The organism is Agromyces excoecariae, assembly GCF_051715505.1.
Classification (GTDB): Bacteria; Actinomycetota; Actinomycetes; order Actinomycetales; family Microbacteriaceae; genus Agromyces.
Genome location: NZ_JBPSLA010000001.1, coordinates 619,414 through 638,372, shown reverse-complemented (window position 1 = coordinate 638,372; position 18,959 = coordinate 619,414). Strand labels below are relative to the sequence as shown.

General features: G+C 73.0%; 18 protein-coding genes. 11 read left to right on the top strand and 7 right to left on the bottom strand.

What is annotated here, in order from left to right:
• Window position 1: 1 nt before the first annotated feature.
• Complete coding sequence (locus ACSJD1_RS02980; protein WP_438853822.1) at window positions 2–1,003, bottom strand: LLM class F420-dependent oxidoreductase; 1,002 nt, start codon at window positions 1,001–1,003, stop codon at window positions 2–4.
• 75 nt (window positions 1,004–1,078) lie between these two features.
• Between ACSJD1_RS02980 and ACSJD1_RS02975 the strand changes: the two genes are divergently transcribed.
• Window positions 1,079–1,585, top strand: coding sequence for a hypothetical protein (locus tag ACSJD1_RS02975; protein WP_438853821.1), 507 nt, complete (start codon window positions 1,079–1,081; stop codon window positions 1,583–1,585).
• A 53-nt stretch (window positions 1,586–1,638) separates the two neighbouring features.
• Here the strand turns inward: ACSJD1_RS02975 and ACSJD1_RS02970 are convergent, their stop codons facing one another.
• Window positions 1,639–2,823, bottom strand: a complete 1,185-nt coding sequence (locus ACSJD1_RS02970; protein ID WP_438853820.1) for a hypothetical protein — start codon at window positions 2,821–2,823, stop codon at window positions 1,639–1,641.
• Window positions 2,824–3,016: 193 nt separating this feature from the next.
• Window positions 3,017–4,519, bottom strand: coding sequence for an FAD-binding oxidoreductase (locus tag ACSJD1_RS02965; protein WP_438853819.1), 1,503 nt, complete (start codon window positions 4,517–4,519; stop codon window positions 3,017–3,019).
• A gap of 240 nt (window positions 4,520–4,759) precedes the next feature.
• Between ACSJD1_RS02965 and ACSJD1_RS02960 the strand changes: the two genes are divergently transcribed.
• On the top strand, window positions 4,760–5,809 hold the full coding sequence (locus tag ACSJD1_RS02960; protein WP_438853818.1) for an LLM class flavin-dependent oxidoreductase: 1,050 nt from the start codon (window positions 4,760–4,762) through the stop codon (window positions 5,807–5,809).
• A gap of 19 nt (window positions 5,810–5,828) precedes the next feature.
• Here ACSJD1_RS02960 and ACSJD1_RS02955 read toward each other — a convergent pair whose 3' ends face one another.
• Both ACSJD1_RS02955 and ACSJD1_RS02950 read right to left on the bottom strand, forming a co-directional pair.
• Window positions 5,829–7,568 carry an alpha-glucosidase gene (locus tag ACSJD1_RS02955; RefSeq protein WP_438853817.1) on the bottom strand — a complete coding sequence of 580 codons (1,740 nt, stop codon included), beginning with the start codon at window positions 7,566–7,568 and terminating at the stop codon, window positions 5,829–5,831.
• Between the two features lie 127 nt (window positions 7,569–7,695).
• Complete coding sequence (locus ACSJD1_RS02950; protein WP_438853816.1) at window positions 7,696–8,112, bottom strand: transferase; 417 nt, start codon at window positions 8,110–8,112, stop codon at window positions 7,696–7,698.
• A gap of 150 nt (window positions 8,113–8,262) precedes the next feature.
• On the opposite strand from ACSJD1_RS02950, the gene ACSJD1_RS02945 reads away from it, so the two are divergent.
• Together ACSJD1_RS02945 and ACSJD1_RS02940 are read left to right on the top strand one after the other, a co-directional pair.
• Window positions 8,263–8,778 (top strand): glycosyltransferase family protein, encoded by a 516-nt coding sequence (locus tag ACSJD1_RS02945; protein WP_438853815.1) that lies wholly within the window; start codon window positions 8,263–8,265, stop codon window positions 8,776–8,778.
• Entirely contained in the window at window positions 8,772–9,569 is a 798-nt protein-coding gene (locus ACSJD1_RS02940) for a glycosyltransferase (protein WP_438853814.1), read from the top strand. The genes ACSJD1_RS02945 and ACSJD1_RS02940 overlap by 7 nt, the downstream gene beginning before the upstream one ends.
• Window positions 9,570–9,642: 73 nt before the next feature.
• On the opposite strand, the gene ACSJD1_RS02935 is transcribed toward ACSJD1_RS02940, so the two are convergent.
• Window positions 9,643–10,599: an FKBP-type peptidyl-prolyl cis-trans isomerase gene (locus ACSJD1_RS02935; RefSeq protein ID WP_438853813.1), complete on the bottom strand. Its 957-nt coding sequence runs from the start codon at window positions 10,597–10,599 to the stop codon at window positions 9,643–9,645.
• Window positions 10,600–10,710: 111 nt separating this feature from the next.
• Here ACSJD1_RS02935 and ACSJD1_RS02930 point away from each other — a divergent pair, with 111 nt between their 5' ends.
• Complete coding sequence (locus tag ACSJD1_RS02930) at window positions 10,711–11,547, top strand: class I SAM-dependent methyltransferase (protein WP_438853812.1); 837 nt, start codon at window positions 10,711–10,713, stop codon at window positions 11,545–11,547.
• Between the two features lie 6 nt (window positions 11,548–11,553).
• Here the strand turns inward: ACSJD1_RS02930 and ACSJD1_RS02925 are convergent, their stop codons facing one another.
• Entirely contained in the window at window positions 11,554–12,429 is an 876-nt protein-coding gene (locus ACSJD1_RS02925) for a sulfurtransferase (RefSeq protein WP_438853811.1), read from the bottom strand.
• A 144-nt stretch (window positions 12,430–12,573) separates the two neighbouring features.
• On the opposite strand from ACSJD1_RS02925, the gene ACSJD1_RS02920 reads away from it, so the two are divergent.
• The 6 genes from ACSJD1_RS02920 to mnhG are packed head-to-tail and all read left to right on the top strand — an operon-like array spanning window position 12,574 to window position 18,943.
• Window positions 12,574–15,528, top strand: a complete 2,955-nt coding sequence (locus tag ACSJD1_RS02920; protein ID WP_438853810.1) for a Na+/H+ antiporter subunit A — start codon at window positions 12,574–12,576, stop codon at window positions 15,526–15,528.
• Window positions 15,525–15,980, top strand: a complete 456-nt coding sequence (locus ACSJD1_RS02915; RefSeq protein ID WP_438853809.1) for a sodium:proton antiporter — start codon at window positions 15,525–15,527, stop codon at window positions 15,978–15,980. The genes ACSJD1_RS02920 and ACSJD1_RS02915 overlap by 4 nt, the downstream gene beginning before the upstream one ends.
• The gene (locus tag ACSJD1_RS02910) at window positions 15,977–17,590 is read left to right on the top strand and encodes a Na+/H+ antiporter subunit D (protein WP_438853808.1); all 1,614 of its coding nucleotides are present in this window, start codon (window positions 15,977–15,979) and stop codon (window positions 17,588–17,590) included. The genes ACSJD1_RS02915 and ACSJD1_RS02910 overlap by 4 nt, the downstream gene beginning before the upstream one ends.
• On the top strand, window positions 17,587–18,300 hold the full coding sequence (locus ACSJD1_RS02905) for a Na+/H+ antiporter subunit E (RefSeq protein WP_438853807.1): 714 nt from the start codon (window positions 17,587–17,589) through the stop codon (window positions 18,298–18,300). The genes ACSJD1_RS02910 and ACSJD1_RS02905 overlap by 4 nt, the downstream gene beginning before the upstream one ends.
• On the top strand, window positions 18,297–18,569 hold the full coding sequence (locus tag ACSJD1_RS02900; RefSeq protein ID WP_438853806.1) for a monovalent cation/H+ antiporter complex subunit F: 273 nt from the start codon (window positions 18,297–18,299) through the stop codon (window positions 18,567–18,569). The genes ACSJD1_RS02905 and ACSJD1_RS02900 overlap by 4 nt, the downstream gene beginning before the upstream one ends.
• A complete protein-coding gene (gene mnhG / locus ACSJD1_RS02895; RefSeq protein WP_438853805.1) occupies window positions 18,566–18,943 on the top strand; it encodes a monovalent cation/H(+) antiporter subunit G in 378 nt (125 codons plus the stop codon). Before ACSJD1_RS02900 ends, mnhG begins: the two co-directional genes overlap by 4 nt.
• Window positions 18,944–18,959 lie beyond the last annotated feature (16 nt).

The window sequence follows — 18,959 nt, the reverse complement described above, 5'->3', positions numbered from 1 at the left end:
CTCAGGCGAGCGCGGGCATGACCTCGCGCTCGTAGAGTTCGAGGCCCGAGCGGTCGTACGCCGCCTCGGGGAAGTAGTGGATGGCGTAACCGAGGCCGCGCGAGCGCATGTCGAGCATTCGCTCGACCACCTGCTCGGGCGTGCCGACCGCGATCGCCGCGTCGGACCGGAAGTCGTGGATGAACTTCGCCGCGGCCTTCGGGCCGGCCGAGCCCGCCACGCGCGCCTCGATGGTCGCCAGGCGACGCTCCACGTCGGCCTCGTCCTCGCCGATCACGGTGTTGAAGTTCGCGCTGCGCACGATCGAGCCGAAGTCGCGGCCGAGCCGGTCGGCGTGCCCGCGGAGCACCTCGCTCTTGTGGCTGAACTCCTCGGGGCTGCCGTAGAAGTTCGTGTATGCCGCATACTCGGCCGCGATCTTCAGCGTGACCTTCTCGCCGCCGCCGGCGACCCACATCGGCACGCCGCCCTCCTGCAACGGGCGCGGCTGGACGATGGCCTCGTCGATTCGGTAGAACTCGCCGTCGAGGCTGGCCCGCCCGGTGGTCCACGCCTGGTGCATGATCTCGACGCCCTCGCGCAGCATCCGGAGCCGCTCGGGGGCATGCGGGAACCCGTACCCGTACGCCCGCCACTCGTGCTCGTACCATCCGGCGCCGATGCCCATCTCGAGGCGGCCGCCCGAGATCAGGTCGACGGTTGCGGCGACCTTCGCGAGGTAGGCCGGGTTGCGGTACGCCATGCAGGTGCACATCTGGCCCAGTCGCACGTGCGAGGTCGACGCCGCATAGGCGGCCATGAGCGACCACGCCTCGTGGGTCGCCTCGGTCTCGCTCGGCACGGGCACCGTGTGGAAGTGGTCGTACACCCAGATCGACTCCCACGGAGAGCCGTCGCGGTCCGCGAACGCGGCGAGGCCGTGCATCGTCGACCAGTGGTCGGCGGGCTCGATGCCGACGAGGTCGTGACGCCAGCCCTGGGGAACGAAGAATCCGAATCGCATTCCGTCAGCCTAGGGTCGCGATCTCAGCGTCAGCACTGATGTCGGCGGCATCCGAGGTCCGTACCGTCGGCGAACATGGCCCACACGATCGATCACGCGCACGTCATCGTCGACGACCTCGCCGCCGTCGCGGTCACGAGCGGCGGTATCCGCGTCATCCATCTCTCCGGTGTCGCGACCTGCCCGAGCGAGCTGTGGCGGGTCGACGTCGTCGCCGTGGCGCGCACGCCGTTCGGGGGCACGCCGGCCGACCGCCTCGCCATCGGCCTGAAGTCGGCGCCGCCTCGTCGTCGGGGACGCTTCCGCACGGTCCGCGTGCCGTTCGAGGCGATCATCGAGGACGAGCGCACCCACGAGGTCGAGGTGCACCTCGAGTGCCAGCCCGCCGTCGTGCTCCCCGTCCTCGAGGCCGACGACTCCTTCGGCGCGGGCGCACGCGCGACCACGCGCCGGCGTGCCGGCATCGCGGGTCGGGCACTGCCCGTCGGCGCGAATGCGATGACGGATGCCGCGGTGCGGATGATCGAGGCGCTGCGCGACCGGTTCGCGAGGGTCACCCCGCGGTTCTCGCTCGCCGTCTGAGAGGCCGTGGCGGCCAACGGCGCCGGTCGGCCACGACCGGCGCCGCGGGCCGATCAGGCGAGGGCGAAGCGCAGCTCCGCCATCGCGGGTCCCGTCCAGACCGCGTGTTCGAGGTCGTCGCCGCGCACGGTGACCACCTTGCCGCCGCGCGCGATGACGAGCATCGCGAGCTGGGGCAGGAGATCGCCGGCACGCCGGCCGTCCGAGAGGGCGTCGCCCTCGCCGTGGTCGGTCGCGAACTCGATCGCACCCGAGTCGTGGTCGAGCGTGCCGTTGACCGAGGTCGTGAAGTCGAACCACAGCCGCTCGACGGCGCCGTCGGCGGCGAGCCGCCCGATCGCCGCCAGGTCGCGCTCGACTCGCCCGGCACTGCCGTCGGCGAGCCCCGTGAGGGCCGTCTTCGCCTCGTTCACGTTCAGCTGGGCGAGCTGCTGGCGGAGCTCGCCGTCGATCTCGGCGGCGCCGAGCCGATCGGGGCCGCCCTGCACGCCGACCACGCGGCGCCCGTTGTGCGCCCGATCGAGGAACGAGCTGAGCAGCGGTTCCGCCGCGAAGACGAAGAGCGGCACCTTCGCATCCGGGTCGTGCTCCTGCAGCTCGTGCCAGACGGCGTCGGCGACGCGCTTGGCGTAGATGTCGTGGATCTCGGGGCGCCGGTCGCCCTCGTTCGTCCCCCGATCGCCGTGCCCGCCGCCGCGGCGACGCAGCCCCTCGCCGGCTTCGCGGTTCGCGGCGTCGTCGAGGTTGCGCGGCAGTTCGGGGTCGAGCGGCATCTGCTCGGCGCGCGCGGTGGGGAGCGCGTGCCACAGCGCCCACTCGTTGGAGGAGAGCGTGACCGCGAACGCCTCCTGGTCCTGGCTGGGCGCGCGCAGCAACTGCCCGAGCACGAAGTGCGAGCCGACGTGGACGGCGTCGTCGAGACGGTTCGGCAGCACGTAGACGTCGGTGAAGCCGGGCGCGACGAAGATCGCGAGCGAGCGCGAGAGCCCCGCCCAGAGCGCGCGGTCGGCGAGCACGGCATCGCGCTCGGCCTTGAGGGCGTCGACCTCGGCCGTCTCGGCGCCGTCGGTGCGGATGCGGTCGATGGCCTCGTCGAACGCGCTCTTCACGACGACCTCGGAGCGTTCGCGCTCGCTGACCACGGGTGACGTGGCCGCGTAGATCGTGATCGCGGGGTGGTGCTCACCAGCCAGAGTCGCGAAATCGGTCGTGGTGGGCAGCTCGTGGTGAACCGTCATACGTCCCTCCCCCAGGTCCGGCGACGACGTCGTCGCGTGTCCCCCAGCCTAGGAACCTCGGCGCGGAACCGACAGACCCATTCGTCCTTCGACGGTGCGCTCGGCGGGTGGCGCGACGCGGGGGCGTCCGCACCGGCGCGGTACCGGCGGACGGGCCCGACGATCCGTCGGGCCCGTCCGCCGCGTGGTCGCGTCAGCGGCCGACCGGGTGGTTCGAGCGGATGACGCCCGAGGGGTCGACCGCGTGCTTGATCGCGCGCAGCCGCGCGAGCCGGCCGTCGTCGCCGAAGAACCGCGAACCCGTCGTCTGGCGCTCGGCGAAGTTCAGGTACTCGATCGGAGCGCGCCACGGCTCGATGCGCGAGAGCAGCCGACCGAGCGAGGCCACGACGGACTCGATGGTCTCCGGAACCGCGATGCCGACGGCGTAGACGAGGTACTCGGCCTCCAGGCCGCCGACCGCGCCGGGGATCGGCAGGCCCCGATCCGCGGCGACCTCGAGCGCGGCCGACGGCGAGAACGCCCCGCCGAGGTGGCGGATCTCGGCCGACAGGAGCGCCGTCTCGGAGCCGGGTCCGACCGCCGCGGCGAACGCGCGGATCGCGTCGGAGGGCAGTTCGGTGAGCATCATGCCGTCGCCGTGACCCGGCGTCGGTCCGGGCGGGTCCATGTGCAGCTGCAGCAGTTCGGCCGGCGCCTGCGGGTGCACGCTGTCCATCGCCGGTCCCAGCTCGCGGAGCGGGGCGAGCAGCGCGTCGGCGCGCTCGGGCGACTCCTGGATGACGGCCTCGACGAGCACGAACGACTGCCCGGAGAGGAACGGCGGCAGCTCGGGCATCGGCGGGAACCGGAGCACCCGACCGACCGAGGTCACGGTGTCGGGCACCGAGCGCGTCCACTCGCCCCACGCCTGCAGCACCTCCTCGGTGCGCTCGATCGGGAAGAACAGCGCGCCGGCCACGACCTGGTCGAGCTCGAACAGGCCGAACTCGAGCGCGGTCACGACGCCGAAGTCTCCGCCGCCGCCGCGCACCGCCCAGAACAGCTCCGGGTCGTGCTGCGCGTCGACCCGGCGGAACTCGCCGTCGGCGGTCACGAGCTCGACCGCCGTGACGTGGTTGGCGGCGAGGCCGTGCGCACGCCCGAGGAACGAGACGCCTCCGCCGAGCGTGTAGCCGACCACGCCGACGTCGTGCGAGGAGCCGGCGAGCGCGGCGAGGCCGTGCGGTGCGGCCGCGGCGACGACGTCGCCCCAGAGCACGCCGGGCTCGACCCGTGCCAGGCGCTGCGTGGGACGGATCTCGACGGCGCGGAGCTCGTGGGTCCGGAGCAGGATCGCGTCGGCGAGGCCCCGGCCCTCGGCGAGCGGTCCGGCGTTGTGGCCGGTGGCCTGCGGCGCGACCGCGAGGCCGAGCTCGCGTGCGGTGCGCACGGTGCGCGCGACGTCGGCGACGGATGCCGCGACCACGACCGCGGCGGGTCGCTGGTCGACGGCGAGGTTCCAGGCGAGGCGGTCGGCGTCGTAGCCGGGCTCCCCCGGCAGCGAGAGACGGCCGTCGAGGCGCTCGGCGAGGATCGCGAACGACTCGCGGAGCGACATGGCGGGCATGGCCGGAGCGGCCGAGTCGGCCGGAGCGGGGGTATCGGTGGCTGCCGCGGTCTCGGCTGCGACGGTCTCGGAGGCAAGCGGGTTCACTGGTGGTCCTTTCACGGGTGGTGGTCGCGGGCCGGGCGGCGGCCGTTCAGGCCAGGTCCGACGGCCGCCCGGATCACCGGGGGCGCTCACGACACGAGTTCCATCCAATGCCGCGGCAGGCCCTCGAGGATCAGGAGGATCCCGCCGATCCGCTCAGGGTTATCCCGAGCATCCGACGGGGATCCGGCCCTCGCCCCGTCGCCCGGAATAGCGCGCCTGCGCGCCCGGTTGGACTGGGGGATGCCTCTCTCGCCACGCCTCTCGGTCCTCGATCTCATCCCCGTGCGGAGCGGGCAGTCCACGGCCGAGGCCGTCGCGGCATCCGTCGCCCTCGCACAGGCCGCCGACCGGCTCGGCTTCACCCGGTACTGGTTCGCCGAGCACCACAACATGCCCTCGGTGGCGTCGACGACGCCGCCCGTGCTCATCGCCGCGACGGCCGCGCGCACCGACCGCATCCGCGTCGGCTCGGGCGGCGTGATGCTGCCGAACCACGCGCCGCTCGTCGTGGCCGAGCAGTTCGCGGCGCTCGAGGCGCTCGCACCGGGCCGCATCGACCTCGGCATCGGGCGGGCCCCGGGCAGCGACCCGGTGATCACTCAGCTCCTGCGCGTGAGCGGCCCGACCGCCGACGTCGACCGGTTCCCCGACCACGTCGCCGACATCCTGAGCCTGCTCTCGCCCGACGGGGCGATGCTGCGACTGACGAGCGGACGCGAGTACCCGATCCAGGCCACGCCGGCGGCCACCGCCGTGCCCGAGCTGTGGCTGCTCGGCAGCTCCGACTACTCGGCACGGCTCGCCGCCGAGCTCGGGCTGCCGTACGTGTTCGCGAACCACTTCTCGGGCGAGGGCCTCGAGCAGGCGCTCGAGCTCTACCGCTCGGGCTACCGGCCGAGCGAGCGCCATCCGTCGCCGCAGACGATCCTCACCCTGAACGCCGTCGTCGCCGACACCCTCGACGAGGCCGAGGCGCGGGCGCTGCCGCAGCTGCGCGCCATGGCACGGCTGCGCCTCAACCGGCCGATGCGCCCGCTCGAGACCGTCGAGGAGGCGCAGGCCGCGCCGCGCGACTCCGACGCCGAGGACGTGATCGCGCGCATGCGCACCCGGTGGGTGATCGGCGAGGCGGATGCCGCGGCATCCGCGGTGCGCACCCTCGCCGAACGCCACGGCATCGACGAGGTCATGCTCACCCCGATCGCGGGTGCGCGCGCGGATGAGCCGGCCGACGCGTCGCCCGGCCGGGTGCGCACGCTCGAGCTGCTCGCGGACGGCACGGCCGCGTAGCGCGGCGCCGGCGGCTCGATCAGCCGGTGAGCGAGGTGACCCGCGCCTCCCACGGCCCGAGCGGCGCGTCGAACCCGCCGGGCGCGTCGGGCAGCGTGTTCGTCAGCAGCGGCAGCGAGTCGCGCCACCGGTGCGCGAACTCCTCGGCGAAGACCGGGTCGTGCTCGGCCGAGGAGAGGTTCACCACGACCAGCAGGCGGTCCTCGTCGAGCACGCGCTCGAACGCGAAGATCGCCGGGTGCCCGGCGTCCACCCGTTCGAACGACCCGTGGGCGACCACGGGTCGTCCGTGGCGCAGCGCGATGAGCTGCCGGTGGTACTCGAACACCGAGCCGGGGTCGCCGACCTGCGCGGCCGCGTTGATCGTCGAGTGGTTCGGGTTGACCGCGAGCCACGGGATGCCGGTCGTGAAGCCGGCGTTCGGCGTCGCGTCCCACTGCACGGGCGTGCGGGCGTGGTCTCGGCTCATGAGGCTGAGCCCGTCGAGCGCGTCGGCGACGGCCGTGCCGCTCGCGACGGCCTCGGCGTACGCGTTCAGCGACTCGACGTCGCGGTACTCGTCGAGGCTCGCGAACGGCGCGTTCGTCATGCCGAGCTCCTGGCCCTGGTAGACGTAGGGCGTGCCGCGCTGCAGGTGCAGCACGGTCGCGAGCGCGGTCGCCGACGAGTACCAGTGCGCCTCCGCGTCGCCGAAGCGGCTGACCGAGCGCGGCTGGTCGTGGTTCTCGAGGTAGAGGCTGTTCCACCCGCGCTCGGCGAGGCCCTCCTGCCACTTCGCGAGGGATGCCGCGAGCTCGCCGGGCGCGAGCGGCCGAGGGTGGAACTTCGTCGCGCCGTGGTCGAGGCCCACGTGCTCGAAGTGGAAGACCATGTCGACCTCGCGCCGCTCGGGATCGGTGAAGAGGATCGCCTCCTCGATCGTCGCGCCGGGCGTCTCGCCGACCGTGATGAGGCCCTCGCGCCCGTCGAACACCTCGCGGTGCATCTCCTGCATGAACTCGTGCAGGCGCGGCCCGTTCGTGTACGCCGCGCCGCCGTCGCCGAAGCGCCGACCCGAGCGCACGGGGCCGTCGGGCAGGTGCGGATGCTTCGAGATGAGGTTGATCACGTCCATGCGGAAGCCGTCGACACCCCGGTCGAGCCACCAGCGCATCATCTCGTACACCGCCTGCCGCACCTCGGGGTTCTCCCAGTTGAGGTCGGGCTGCTTCACGTCGAACAGGTGCAGGTAGTACTCCCCGGTCGACTCGTCCCACTCCCAGGTCGAGCCGGAGAAGAACGACTCCCAGTTGGTCGGCTCGGCGCCGGGGTCGCCGCCGTGCGTGCCCTCGCGTGGCGGACGCCACCAGTACCAGTTCCGCTTCGGGTTGTCACGGCTCGACCGCGACTCGACGAACCACGGATGCTCGTCGGAGGTGTGGTTCACGACGAGGTCCATGACGAGGCGGATGCCGCGCTCGTGCATCGCCGTCACCAGCGCGTCGAAGTCCTCCAGCGTGCCGAAGGTCGGGTCGATGTCGCGGTAGTCGCTGATGTCGTACCCGTTGTCGGCCTGCGGTGAGCGGTGGATCGGCGAGAGCCACACCACGTCGACGCCGAGGCGTTCGAGGTGGTCGAGACGCTGGAGGATCCCGCGGAGGTCGCCGATCCCGTCGCCGTCGGAGTCCTGGAAGCTGCGCGGGTACACCTGGTAGACCACGGCGGACTTCCACCAGTCCGGGGCGGTCGACGGATGCCTGGGCTCGCGTTCGTTCGCCATGCCCCGATCCTCGCAGGACGAGCGCGCCGCGTCATCCGTCGAAGGTGCGAGTCGGCCATGCATCGGGCCGGCCGGACACGACGATGCCCCGGGCACGCGCCCGGGGCATCCGTTGCTGCGACGCGGCTCAGGCCGCGAGGCCGAGGCGGCGGAGGTCGTCGCCCGAGGCGCGATGCTCCGCCCCCTCGGGGACGGTCGCCTCGCGCGGCACGCGCGCGCCGTTCTGCACGCGGGCGCCCGCGCCGACGGCCGCGTACGGCCCGACGACGGCGAAGCGGCCGACGACGGCACCGCGGCCCACGCGCGCGTTGACCCCGACCGTCGCGTTCTCCGCGACGATCGCGTCCTGCTCCACCCAGGCGCCGTGCGACAGGGTCGCGCCCCGCTGCACCTCCGCGCCCGGATCGACGTATGCGGTCGGGTCGACGAACGCCGTCGCATCCACCTTCGCGGTCGTCGCCACGAGGCCGCGACCGTTCACGTGCTTGCGGTAGCGGCGCAGGATGCCGGCATCGTCTTCGAACTCGACGTAGCTGATGCCCACTCGTCCTCCATTCCGTCCGGCCATAGGGGTGCCGGATACAGGTACAACACCCGCGCTGATCTGGGCATTCCCCAGCTTCGGCGCCCTCCCTCGCGAATTCCATGGATTTCCCTGATCACTCGCTGCACGCGCGTCCGTAGCGTCGGCCCCATGTCCACCTACCTGCTCTGCGCGAGCCCCATCCAGGGCCACGCCGCCCCGATCATCGCCATCGCCCGCGACCTGGTCTCGCGCGGCCACGACGTGACCGTGCTCACCGGCTCGCGCTTCCGCGCCGCGGTCGAGGCCGCCGGTGCCGGCCATCGCGCGCTCGACGGAATCGCCGACTTCGACGACCGCGCGATCCAGGACCACCTGCCGGAGCGCGACCGCCACCGCGGCATCGCGAGACTCGAGTACGACGTGCAGCGCATCTTCGTCCGCCCCCTCGCCGCGCAGTTCCGCGCGCTCGAGGCGCTCGTCGCGGAGCTCGAGCCCGACGCGATCCTCGTCGAGGCCGCGTTCACCGGGGTGATCCCGCTGCTCCTCGACGCCCCGGCTCGCGACCGCCGATCATCGCCGTCGGCGTCATCCCCCTCTCGCACCAGAGCATCGATGCCGCCCCCGGCGGGTTCGGCCTCCCGCCGCGATCCGACGCCCTCGGTCGCCTCAGGAACCGGATGCTGAACACGCTCGTCACGACGGTGGTGTTCCGGAAGACCCAGGCGCTCGCCGACCGCATCCTGGACGGACTCGGCCGACCGCCGCTCGATCGATTCCTGTTCGACGCGTCGACGCTCTGCGACCGGTTCCTGCAGCTCTCGCCCGCCGAGTTCGAGTACCCGCGCAGCGACCTCGGCCCGAACGTGCGCTTCGTCGGCACCGTGCTGCCGCCCGCGCCCGTCGCCGGCCCGCTGCCCGACTGGTGGCACGAACTCGACGGCGACCGCCCGGTGGTGCACGTCAGCCAGGGCACGATCGACAACCGGGACTTCGACCGGCTGATGCGCCCGACGCTCGACGCGCTCGCCGATCGCGATGTGCTCGTCGTGGCCGCGACGGGAGGCCGACCGGTCGCCGAGCTCGGCGAGCTGCCCGCGAACGCACGCGCCGCGGAGTTCCTCCCCTACGACCTGCTCCTGCCGAAGACCGCCGTGTTCGTGACGAACGCGGGCTTCGGGGGCACGCAGTACGCGCTCAGCCACGGCGTGCCGATCGTCGCCGCGGGCGACACCGAGGACAAGCCCGACGTCGCGATGCGCGTCCAGTGGTCTGGGACGGGACTGACCCTTCGCACGGGCACTCCGACGGCGGCCGCCGTCGGGGCGGCGGTCGACCGGCTGCTCGCGGAGCCGTCGTTCCGCGACCGCGCGCGGGCGATGGCGCGCCGCATCGCCGAGTACGACACCGCGGGCCTCATCGCGGCCGAGCTCGAGGCGGCGGCCGCGCGCCGGCCGGCGTCCGAGACGGCGCGCTGAACGCCGGGAACGACCGCGCCCGCGGCATCCGCCCTCGAGGGGGATGCCGCGGGCGCGGCCGGTGCGGTCCGGATCAGCCGTCGGTGCGGGTCTCCGTGATCTCGACGTAGAAGACGAGGGTCTGGCCGCCGAGGCCGTTCGAGGACTCGCCCTCGCCGTAGCCGAGGGCCGGCGGGATGGTGACGAGCAGCTTGGTGCCGACCGGCTGGCCGACGAGCGCCGCACCGAAGCCGGGGATGACCCCCGAGATCGAGAACGGCACGGGCGTCTTGCCGAAGCTCTGGTCGAAGACCTCGCCGGTCTCCCAGACCACGCCCTGGTAGTCGACGGTGACGGTGTCCTGCTCGGTGACGACGTCGCCGTCGCCCTCCTCGAGGACCTTCACCAGCAGTTCGTCCGACGGCTCCGCATCGGGGATCGTGACGGTCGGCGCGCCGTCGGCGTCGTACTCGACGGTCGGGACGTCCTCGGTCCACTCGCCCGGGACGGGCAGCTCGACGAGCTCCTGCACGTCGGTCACGATCACGAGCGTCTCGCCCGGCGCGACGCCGATGCCCTCGTTGCCCTCGTCGCCGTAGATCGACGACGCCGGTGCGACGGTCACGACGCGCGAGCCCACCGGCACGCAGTCGGCGCCCGCGCGGAAGCCGTCGTACAGGGTGCCCTCGATCAGTTCGAGGGTCGCCGGCTGCGAGAAGAGCTGCTCGCCGGTGCTGCCGGAGAACGCGGTCACCTGGGCGCTGACCTTGTCGCCGGGCACGGTCGGGTCGCCGTCGCCCTCGGTCACGACGGTGCGCTGGAGCTCCTCGGCCTCGAGCGGCGCATCGAAGGTCGCGGTCGGAGTGCCGCCGAAGTCGCCCGAGACCTCGACGGCGTCGCTCTGCTCGCCGGCGTCGACCTCGAGGCACGCGGCCGCGGCATCCGTCGACGTGGGCTCGGGCGTCTCGCTGCCGGCGGCGCATCCGGCCAGGAGCAGGGCGGTCACGGAGACGAGTGCGATGGGCGCGCCACGACGCAGGGCACGATTCATGGAGGGGTACTCGATTCAGATTCGAAGCAGACGTGAACCACAAGTCTGCCTCCCGGATGTCTCGATTCCCTGAGTCTTCACGAATGCGCGGGCGCGGGTCACAATGTGCACATGGGGGAAACTGGGGTCGAGCCCGACGTCGCGACCGCGTCCACCGACGCGGACGGCACGTCCACCGAGCTCGACGAGGTGCTGTGGGATCCGATCTCGCGTGCGACGGTCCTGCGGGCCGCGCCGCGATTCGACGAGCGCGTGCTCGACGCATGCGCGGGCACGGGCACGTCGGCGCTGCCGACCGCCGAGCTGGTCGGGCCGGGCGGCCTGGTCGACGCGGTCGACGTCTCCGGCGCCAGGCTGGCGACGCTCGCCGATCGCACCGGCACGCACGTGCCCTGGCTCCGGGTGCACGCGGCCGACGCGACGACCTGGCCGTACACGGGCTACGACCTCGTGCAGTGCGTGCTGGGTGCCTCCTCGTTCGAGGATGCGTCGGCGGGGGTCGAGCACCTCGTGCAGTGCGCCCGGCCGGGCGGCCGCGTGGCCGTGACGGTCTGGGCGGATGGCGCGTTCGCGCCGCTCCCGGAGCTGCTCGCCTCCGCGCTCGCCGAGGGCGAGGACCTGGAGCCCGCGCTCGACGGGGACGGGGACGGGGTCGTCTCCGGCGCCGGGACGGCGGGCGGCTTCGCGCACTGGCTCGCCGAACGCGGGCTCGTCGACGTGCGGGCCGAGGCCGTGCCGCGCCACCTCGACCTGACCCGCGAACGGTCGTGGGCACTCGTCGGCGGGACGCGCATGCGCGCGCTGCTCGGCGACCTCGACGACGAGGCGATCGAGGCGGTCCGCGAACGCTACCTCGCGGCGATCGAGGAGCGGGGCGTCGCCTCCGTCGACCTCACGACGCTCATCGGGGTCGGCCACCGTCCGGATCGGGCGGCCGCCGGCGACTGACCGCCGCTACGCCTTCCCGTCGGGTGAGGATCCCGTCGCGACCGGTCGCTCGGAGTGGTTCGACCACTGGCTGAACGAGCCCGGGTAGAGCGCCGCCTCGATCCCCGCGATCTCGAGCGCGGCCACGGCGTGCGCGGCGGTGACGCCCGAGCCGCAGTACGCCGCGACCGGATGCCGCCCGTCCGCGCCGAGCCGGACGAACCGCTCGTGCAGCGCCTCGGCGGGGAGGAACCGACCGTCCGCGTCGAGGTTGCCGGTCGCGGGTGCCGAGACGGCGCCGGGGATGTGCCCGGCCCTCGGGTCGATCGGCTCGACCTCGCCCCGGTAGCGCTCGGCGGCGCGCACGTCGAGCAGCACTCCGCCGTCGGCCGCCCCGAGCGCGTCGGCCTCGTCGAGGTCGATCACGGGCATGGCGCCGAAGTGCGCGCTCGCGTCCCCCGGCTCCGGCACGACGTCGCCCCGCTCGAGGGGGAGGCCGGCCGAACGCCACGCGCCGAGGCCGCCGTCGAGGATGCGGACGTCGCCGAATCCCGCGTGCCGCAGCAGCCACCACGCGCGCGCGGCCGACATCCCGGCCGCATCGTCGACGACGACCGCGGTGTCGTCGTCGTGGAGCCCCCAGCGTCGCATCGCGCGCTCGAAGGCCGCCTCGTCCGGCAGCGGGTGCCGCCCCTCCCCCGTGGCGGAGTGATCGGCGAGCTCGGTGTCGAGGTCGACGTACACGGCTCCGGGGACATGCCCCGCGCGGTATGCGCCGCTCCCGTCGGGTTCGGCGAGCGTCCATCGGACATCGAGCACGCGCGTGCGCGGTGCGTCGGAGCGTGCATCGCCCATGGCGTCGAGGCGCGCGGCGAGCTCGATCGGATCGATGAGGATCGGCATGCGCCCATCCTCGCAGCCCGGTCGCGACGAGGCATCCGCCCGCCCGTTCCGGGCCCGTCGGTGCGCGTCCCCGGGCCCCGGATGCAGTCCCGCGCCTCGCCTAGACTGGACGGACGGCCGAAGCGCATGCGGGGGGGAGCACGGATGATCCTCTCCCTGCTGGCGTTCGCCGCAGTGGCCCTGGTCACGCCGTTCGCCGCACGGGTGATGGGCCGCCGGGTCTTCCCCGTCATCGCGATCGTGCCGACCGTCGTGTTCGCCTGGCTGCTGACCTTCGTCCCGGCCGTGGCCGGGGGCGAGGTCGTGACCGAGCGCATCGAGTGGATCCGGGCGCTCGACATCGCGCTCTCGTTCCGACTCGACCCGCTCTCGCTCCTGCTCGCGCTGATCGTCACCGGTATCGGCGCGCTCGTGCTGCTCTACTGCACCTGGTACTTCCGCGACGACGAGCCCTCGCTCGGCCGGTTCGCGGCGCTGCTGCTCGGCTTCGCGGGCGTCATGCTCGGCCTCGTCACCTCCGACGACGTGTTCGTGCTGTTCACGTTCTGGGAGGCCACGAGCGTGCTCTCGTACCTCCTCATCGGGCACGACGCGGCCAAGCGCGAGGCGCGAGGCGCGGCCCTGCAGGCGCTCACGGTGACCACGTTCGGCGGCCTCGCGATGCTCGTCGGCCTCGTGATCCTCACCGTCGCGGGCGGCACGACCTCCCTCGCCGCGCTCGTCGCCGACCCGGTGACCGGCGCGGCCGCCGAGGTCGGCGTCGCACTCGTCCTCGTCGGTGCCATCTCGAAGAGCGCGCTCGTGCCCTTCCACTTCTGGCTGCCGGCCGCGATGGCGGCCCCGACGCCCGTGTCGGCCTACCTGCACGCGGCCGCGATGGTGAAGGCGGGCGTGTACCTCGTGGCGGTGCTCGCACCGGCGTACGCGGGGCTCGCGGTGTGGCATCCGATCGTCATCGGCGTCGGCGGGTTCACGATGCTGGTCGGCGGATGGCGCGCACTCCGGCAGACCGACCTCAAGCTCGTGCTCGCCTACGGCACCGTCAGCCAGCTCGGGTTCCTGATCCTCGTCGTCGGCCAGGGCACGCGCGACGCGGCGCTCGCGGGCACCGCGCTCCTGCTCGCGCACGCCCTCTTCAAGGCGGCGCTGTTCCTCACGGTCGGCATCGTCGACCACGCCGCGGGCACGCGCGACAAGCGCCGGCTGTCGGGCCTCGCGCGACGGATGCCGTGGCTCGCCGCCTTCGCCACGGTCGCCGCGGCGTCGATGGCCGGGCTTCCGCCGCTCCTCGGCTTCGTGGCCAAGGAGGCGGTGTTCACGGCGCAACTCGAGGCCGGCGCCGCCGGCGGGCCCGACTCGACGTGGGCGTGGGTCGCGCTCGCGGCGGCCGTGCTGGGCTCGATGCTGACGTTCGCCTACAGCGCGCGGTTCGTGTGGGGCGCGTTCGGTTCGCGCCGCGATTCCGAACCGACGCCGCTGCACCGCGAGCCCGCGATGATGTCGTTCGCCCCCGGCGTGCTCGCCGCCGCCTCGCTCGCGACGGCGTTCGCCCTCCCGCTCGTCGAGCCGCTGCTCGATGCCTACGCGACGGCGCTGCCGGGACCGACCGAGTACCACCTCGGGCTCTGGCACGGCCTCGAGCCGGCGCTCGCGATCTCGGCGCTCGTGTTCGGCGTCGGCACGCTGCTCGTGTGGCAGCGCGATGCCGTCGCGCACGCGCAGGCCTCGGTGCCCGACACGATCGACGCGGCGCGCGGCTACGTGCGCCTCGTCGGCGCGATCGACCGCGGAGCGGCGCGGGTCACGACGCTGATCCAGTCCGGCGGGCTGCCCGGCTACCTCGCCATGATCGTCGCCGTGTTCATCCTCGGCATCGGCGGTGCGGCGGCGGCCAACGGCTCGTGGCCGACGGGGATCCGCCTCGCCGACGGCTGGGCGCAACCCGTGATCGGCCTGACCATGGTCGTCGCCGCGGCGGCGGCCGTCGTGGTGCGGCAGCGGCTGACCGCCGTCCTGCTGGTGGGCGCGACCGGCTACGGCATGGTGCTGATCTTCGGCATGGGCGGCGCGCCCGACCTCGCGCTCACCCAGGCGCTCGTCGAGACGATCACGATCGTGGTCGTCGTGCTCGTCCTCCGGCGCCTTCCGCGCCAGGTGACCGGGCGTCGCGCAGTCGTCAGGGCGCCGCTGCGGATCGCGCTCGGCGCCCTCGCCGGCATCGTCATGGCCGTCGTCGGCGTCGTCGCACTCGGGTCGCGCGTGCAGCCGACCGTCGCCGGAGGGCTGCCCGCACTCGCGGAGGAGGCGCATGCGAAGAACCTCGTGAACGCGCTCCTCGTCGACATCCGCGCGTGGGACACGCTCGGCGAGATCTCGGTGCTCGTCGCGGTCGCGACGGGCGTGGCGAGCCTCATCTTCGTCTCGGGCCGCCAGGGCGGTGCGCCGCGCCTGGATGACGTCGACCGGCGGCGCCGCCTCCGCCCGGTTCCCGAGCCGGCCGACAGCATGCGCGCCGCGCGCCGCCGCCTCGCCGACGTCGAGCACGAGACCGACGCCGCCGCCGAGGCCGCCGCGACCCGCCAGACCTGGCTCATCGCCGGTCGGACGCTGTCGCCGCGCAACCGGTCGATCCTCATCGAGGTCCTCGTGCGCCTGCTCTTCCACCCGGCCATCGTGGTCTCGGTGTTCCTCCTGTTCGTCGGCCACAACGCCCCGGGCGGCGGCTTCGCGGGCGGGCTGCTCGCGGGGCTCGCACTCGTCGCGCGCTATCTCGCGGGCGGTCGGTACGAGCTCGGCGAGGCCGCCCCCATCGATGCGGGCGTGCTGCTCGGCACGGGGCTCCTCGTGGCCGCCGGCACCGCGGCATCCTCGCTCGTCTTCGGGCTCACGGTCTTCGAGTCGTCGTGGTTCGAGACCGAGGTCCCGGTGCTCGGCACGCTCTCGATCGGCACGTCGACGCTCTTCGACATCGGCGTCTACCTCGTGGTGGTCGGGCTCGTGCTCGACATCCTCCGCACGCTCGGCGCCGAGATCGACCGGCAGATCGACGAGGCCGGCCCCGACGCCGTGCCGGCCGACCCCGCGGAGGTGCGCGCATGACCGCCTCCCTCACCCTCGTGATCGTCGCCGCCGTGCTCTTCGGCTCCGGCATCGCGGTCATGCTCGAACGGAGCCTCACGCGCGTGCTCATCGGGTTCCTGCTCGTCGGCAACGGCGTGAACCTGTTCATGTTCGTGATGGGCGGCATGCCGGGGCTCGCGCCGATCCTCGGAGCGGGCGCGGACCCCGAGGCGATGTCCGACCCGCTGCCGCAGGCGTTCGTGCTCACCGCGATCGTGATCAACCTCGGCATCACCGCGTTCATGCTCGCGCTCATCTACCGCAGCTGGTGGCTCGCCCAGCTCGGCGAGCGCGGCGACCTCATCGGCGACGAGGACGAGATGGCCGAGGACGCCGAGGAGACCGCGGACCTCTACCGCAGCTCCGAGGAGGACGACCGCGCGGTGCAGGCCGTGCTCGACGCGAGCGACGAGGACGGGGGTCGCGGATGACCGACGCGCTCGTGCCCCTGATGGTGCTGCTGCCGCTCATCGGCGCCGCCGTGGCGCTCATGCTCGGTCGGCGCCAGCGCGCTCAGATGGCGGTCAGCACGGCGGTCCTCGCCGCGGTCGCGGCGATCGCCGCGGTGCTGCTGGCGCAGGTCGACGCGTCGGGCTCGGGCATCGCGGTCGCCGTGGGCGCCTGGCCGCCGCCGTTCGGCATCGTGCTCGTCGTCGACCGGCTGTCGGCGATCATGATCATCATCTCGGCGCTCATGCTGCTCGGCGTGCTCGTCTACGCGGTCGGCCAGGGGATCGCCGACCAGCACCGCGAGACGCCGGTGTCGATCTTCCATCCCACCTACCTGATCCTGTCGGCGGGCGTCTTCAACGCGTTCATCGCGGGCGACCTGTTCAACCTCTACGTCGGGTTCGAGATCCTGCTGTCGGCCAGCTACGTGCTGCTGACGCTCGGCGGCACGGGCGAGCGCATCCGTGCGGGCGTCACCTACATCATCGTGAGCCTCGTCTCGTCGCTGTTCTTCCTCAGCGCGATCGCGCTCGTCTACGGAGCGACGGGCACCGCGAACATCGCGCAGCTGTCGGTGCGCCTGGCCGAACTGCCGCAGGACGTCCAGCTGATCCTGCACCTGCTCCTGCTCATCGCGTTCGGCATCAAGGCCGCCGTCTTCCCGCTGTCGTTCTGGCTGCCCGACTCGTACCCGACCGCGCCCGCCCCGGTCACCGCCGTGTTCGCGGGCCTGCTCACGAAGGTCGGCGTCTACGCGATCATCCGCACCGAGACCGTGCTCTTCCCCGAATCCGACCTGTCGACGCTGTTCCTCGTGATCGGGGGGCTCACCCTCTCGGTCGGCATCCTCGGTGCGCTCACGCAGGCCGACATCAAGCGACTGCTCTCGTTCACGCTCGTGAGCCACATCGGCTACATGATCTTCGGCATCGGGCTCGCGAGCGTCGCCGGCCTCGCCGCGACGATCTACTACGTCATCCACCACATCAGCGTGCAGACGACCCTCTTCCTCACGACCGGGCTCATCGAACGCTTCGGCGGGTCGACGTCGATCACGCGCCTCGGCGGGCTGCGCCGCGCGTCGCCGATGCTCGCCGTGCTGTTCTTCGTTCCGGCGATGAACCTCGGCGGCATCCCGCCGTTCTCGGGCTTCCTCGGCAAGGTGGGCCTGTTCGTCTCGGGTGCGGACGCCGCGGGCGGCACCCCGGCGGCAGAGACCCTGGGCACCTCCTCGCCGGGGCCCGCCTGGCTCATCTGGACGGTCGTCGCGATCGGCACCGCGACCTCGCTCGTGACCCTCTACGCCCTCGCGCGCTTCTGGAACCTCGCGTTCTGGCGCCCGAAGGCCGAGCTCGAGGGCTACCGCTCGCGGCTGATCGACTCGGTGCAGGAGGCGCCCGCCGGCGCCACCCTCGTCGCGACCCGCACGACGCCCGTGCTCATGCTCGCCGCGACCGCCGCGCTGGTCGCGCTCACGCTCGCCCTCACGGTGTTCGCGGGTCCGCTGTTCGAGCTCTCGAGCCGGGCGGCGGAGAACCTCCGCGACGCGACCGTGTACGTCTCGATCGTCTTCCCCGGGGGTGTGCGATGACGGATGCCGCGCACGACCCGGCCACGGCGGCAGCCGGCTCCGGCGCCTCGCCGCCCCCGCCCCCTCCGCCCCGCCCGACCCGACCCGAGGAACTCAGCCGATGGCAGGCGGTGTGGCGGCAGCTGCCGCTCCTCGTCGCACTCGTCGCACTGTGGATCTTCCTGTGGGACCACGTCGACGTGCTCACCGTCACGACCGGCGTGATCCTCGCGATCGCGGTGACGCGCGGGTTCTACCTGCCACCCGTCCTGCTCAGCGGCCGGTTCAATCCCTGGCGCGGGCTGCTGCTCGGCCTCCGCATGATGTTCGACGTGGCGGTCGCATCGGTGCAGGTCGCGATGGGCGCCGTCTCGCCGGGCTGGAAGCCGATGAACGCGATCATCGCGGTGCAGCTGCTCACGCGCTCCGACCTGGTCACGACCCTCACCGCCGAGGCGATCACGGTCGTGCCCGGCACGGTCGTGGTCGACATCGACCGCGAACGCGGACTGCTCTACCTGCACGCCCTCGGCACGCGCACCGCGGCCGACCTGGAGCGCGTGCGACGCGAGGTGCTCGGCACCGAGGAGCGGATCGTGCTCGCCATCGGCACGCACGAGCAGGCCGAGGCCGTCCGCGCGGCGCGCCGGCATCGCCGCGCGACCGGGCGCGGGCTCGAGGGCGCGCGCCCGGAGCCGGAGGAGATCGCCGAACGGGAGGACGACGCATGAGCCCACTGGCCGTCATGGGGATCCTCGCCGGCGCGATGTTCGGCATCGGCGCGATCGCCGCGCTCGTCCGCATCATCCGCGGTCCCACGATCCTCGACCGCGCCCTCGCGACCGACGTCCTCCTCGCCATCGCGATGTGCGCGCTCGCCGCCGAGATGGCGATCAACCGCCACACCGAGACCCTCGTGGTGCTGCTCGTGCTCGCGATGTTCGCGATCGTCGGCTCGATCGCGATCGCGCGCTTCATCGGGAAGGAGGACCGCTCGTGACCCCCGTCGAGATCGGGATCGGAGCGCTCATCCTGCTGAGCGGGTTCCTGTCGATGGCCGCGGGCATCGGCGCGCTCCGCTTCCCCGACGTGCTGACCCGCCTGCACGCGGCGACCAAGCCGCAGGTGCTCGGCCTCGCGGTCGTGCTCCTCGCGGTCATCCTGCGCGTGCCGGCATGGGGCGTCGTCTCGACGATCGTGCTCATCATGACGTTCCAGCTGCTCACCCAGCCGATGACCGCGCACATGCTCGGCCGCGCCGCCTACCGCACCGACGCGCTGCGCCGCGACCTCCTCATCGAGGACGACCTCGGCCACGACATCGCCGAGCACGAGGAGGAGCACCCGGGCGGCCCCGACCTCGGCGCCCGCTGACGGAGCTCAGCACGGG

Coding starts and splice junctions, on each gene's coding strand:
- ACSJD1_RS02980 (WP_438853822.1), bottom strand. CDS start 1,003: ATGCGATTCGGATTCTTCGTTCCCCAGGGCTGGCGTCACGACCTCGTC.
- ACSJD1_RS02975 (WP_438853821.1), top strand. CDS start 1,079: ATGGCCCACACGATCGATCACGCGCACGTCATCGTCGACGACCTCGCC.
- ACSJD1_RS02970 (WP_438853820.1), bottom strand. CDS start 2,823: ATGACGGTTCACCACGAGCTGCCCACCACGACCGATTTCGCGACTCTG.
- ACSJD1_RS02960 (WP_438853818.1), top strand. CDS start 4,760: ATGCCTCTCTCGCCACGCCTCTCGGTCCTCGATCTCATCCCCGTGCGG.
- ACSJD1_RS02955 (WP_438853817.1), bottom strand. CDS start 7,568: ATGGCGAACGAACGCGAGCCCAGGCATCCGTCGACCGCCCCGGACTGG.
- ACSJD1_RS02945 (WP_438853815.1), top strand. CDS start 8,263: ATGTCCACCTACCTGCTCTGCGCGAGCCCCATCCAGGGCCACGCCGCC.
- ACSJD1_RS02940 (WP_438853814.1), top strand. CDS start 8,772: ATGCTGAACACGCTCGTCACGACGGTGGTGTTCCGGAAGACCCAGGCG.
- ACSJD1_RS02935 (WP_438853813.1), bottom strand. CDS start 10,599: ATGAATCGTGCCCTGCGTCGTGGCGCGCCCATCGCACTCGTCTCCGTG.
- ACSJD1_RS02930 (WP_438853812.1), top strand. CDS start 10,711: ATGGGGGAAACTGGGGTCGAGCCCGACGTCGCGACCGCGTCCACCGAC.
- ACSJD1_RS02925 (WP_438853811.1), bottom strand. CDS start 12,429: ATGCCGATCCTCATCGATCCGATCGAGCTCGCCGCGCGCCTCGACGCC.
- ACSJD1_RS02920 (WP_438853810.1), top strand. CDS start 12,574: ATGATCCTCTCCCTGCTGGCGTTCGCCGCAGTGGCCCTGGTCACGCCG.
- ACSJD1_RS02915 (WP_438853809.1), top strand. CDS start 15,525: ATGACCGCCTCCCTCACCCTCGTGATCGTCGCCGCCGTGCTCTTCGGC.
- ACSJD1_RS02910 (WP_438853808.1), top strand. CDS start 15,977: ATGACCGACGCGCTCGTGCCCCTGATGGTGCTGCTGCCGCTCATCGGC.
- ACSJD1_RS02905 (WP_438853807.1), top strand. CDS start 17,587: ATGACGGATGCCGCGCACGACCCGGCCACGGCGGCAGCCGGCTCCGGC.
- ACSJD1_RS02900 (WP_438853806.1), top strand. CDS start 18,297: ATGAGCCCACTGGCCGTCATGGGGATCCTCGCCGGCGCGATGTTCGGC.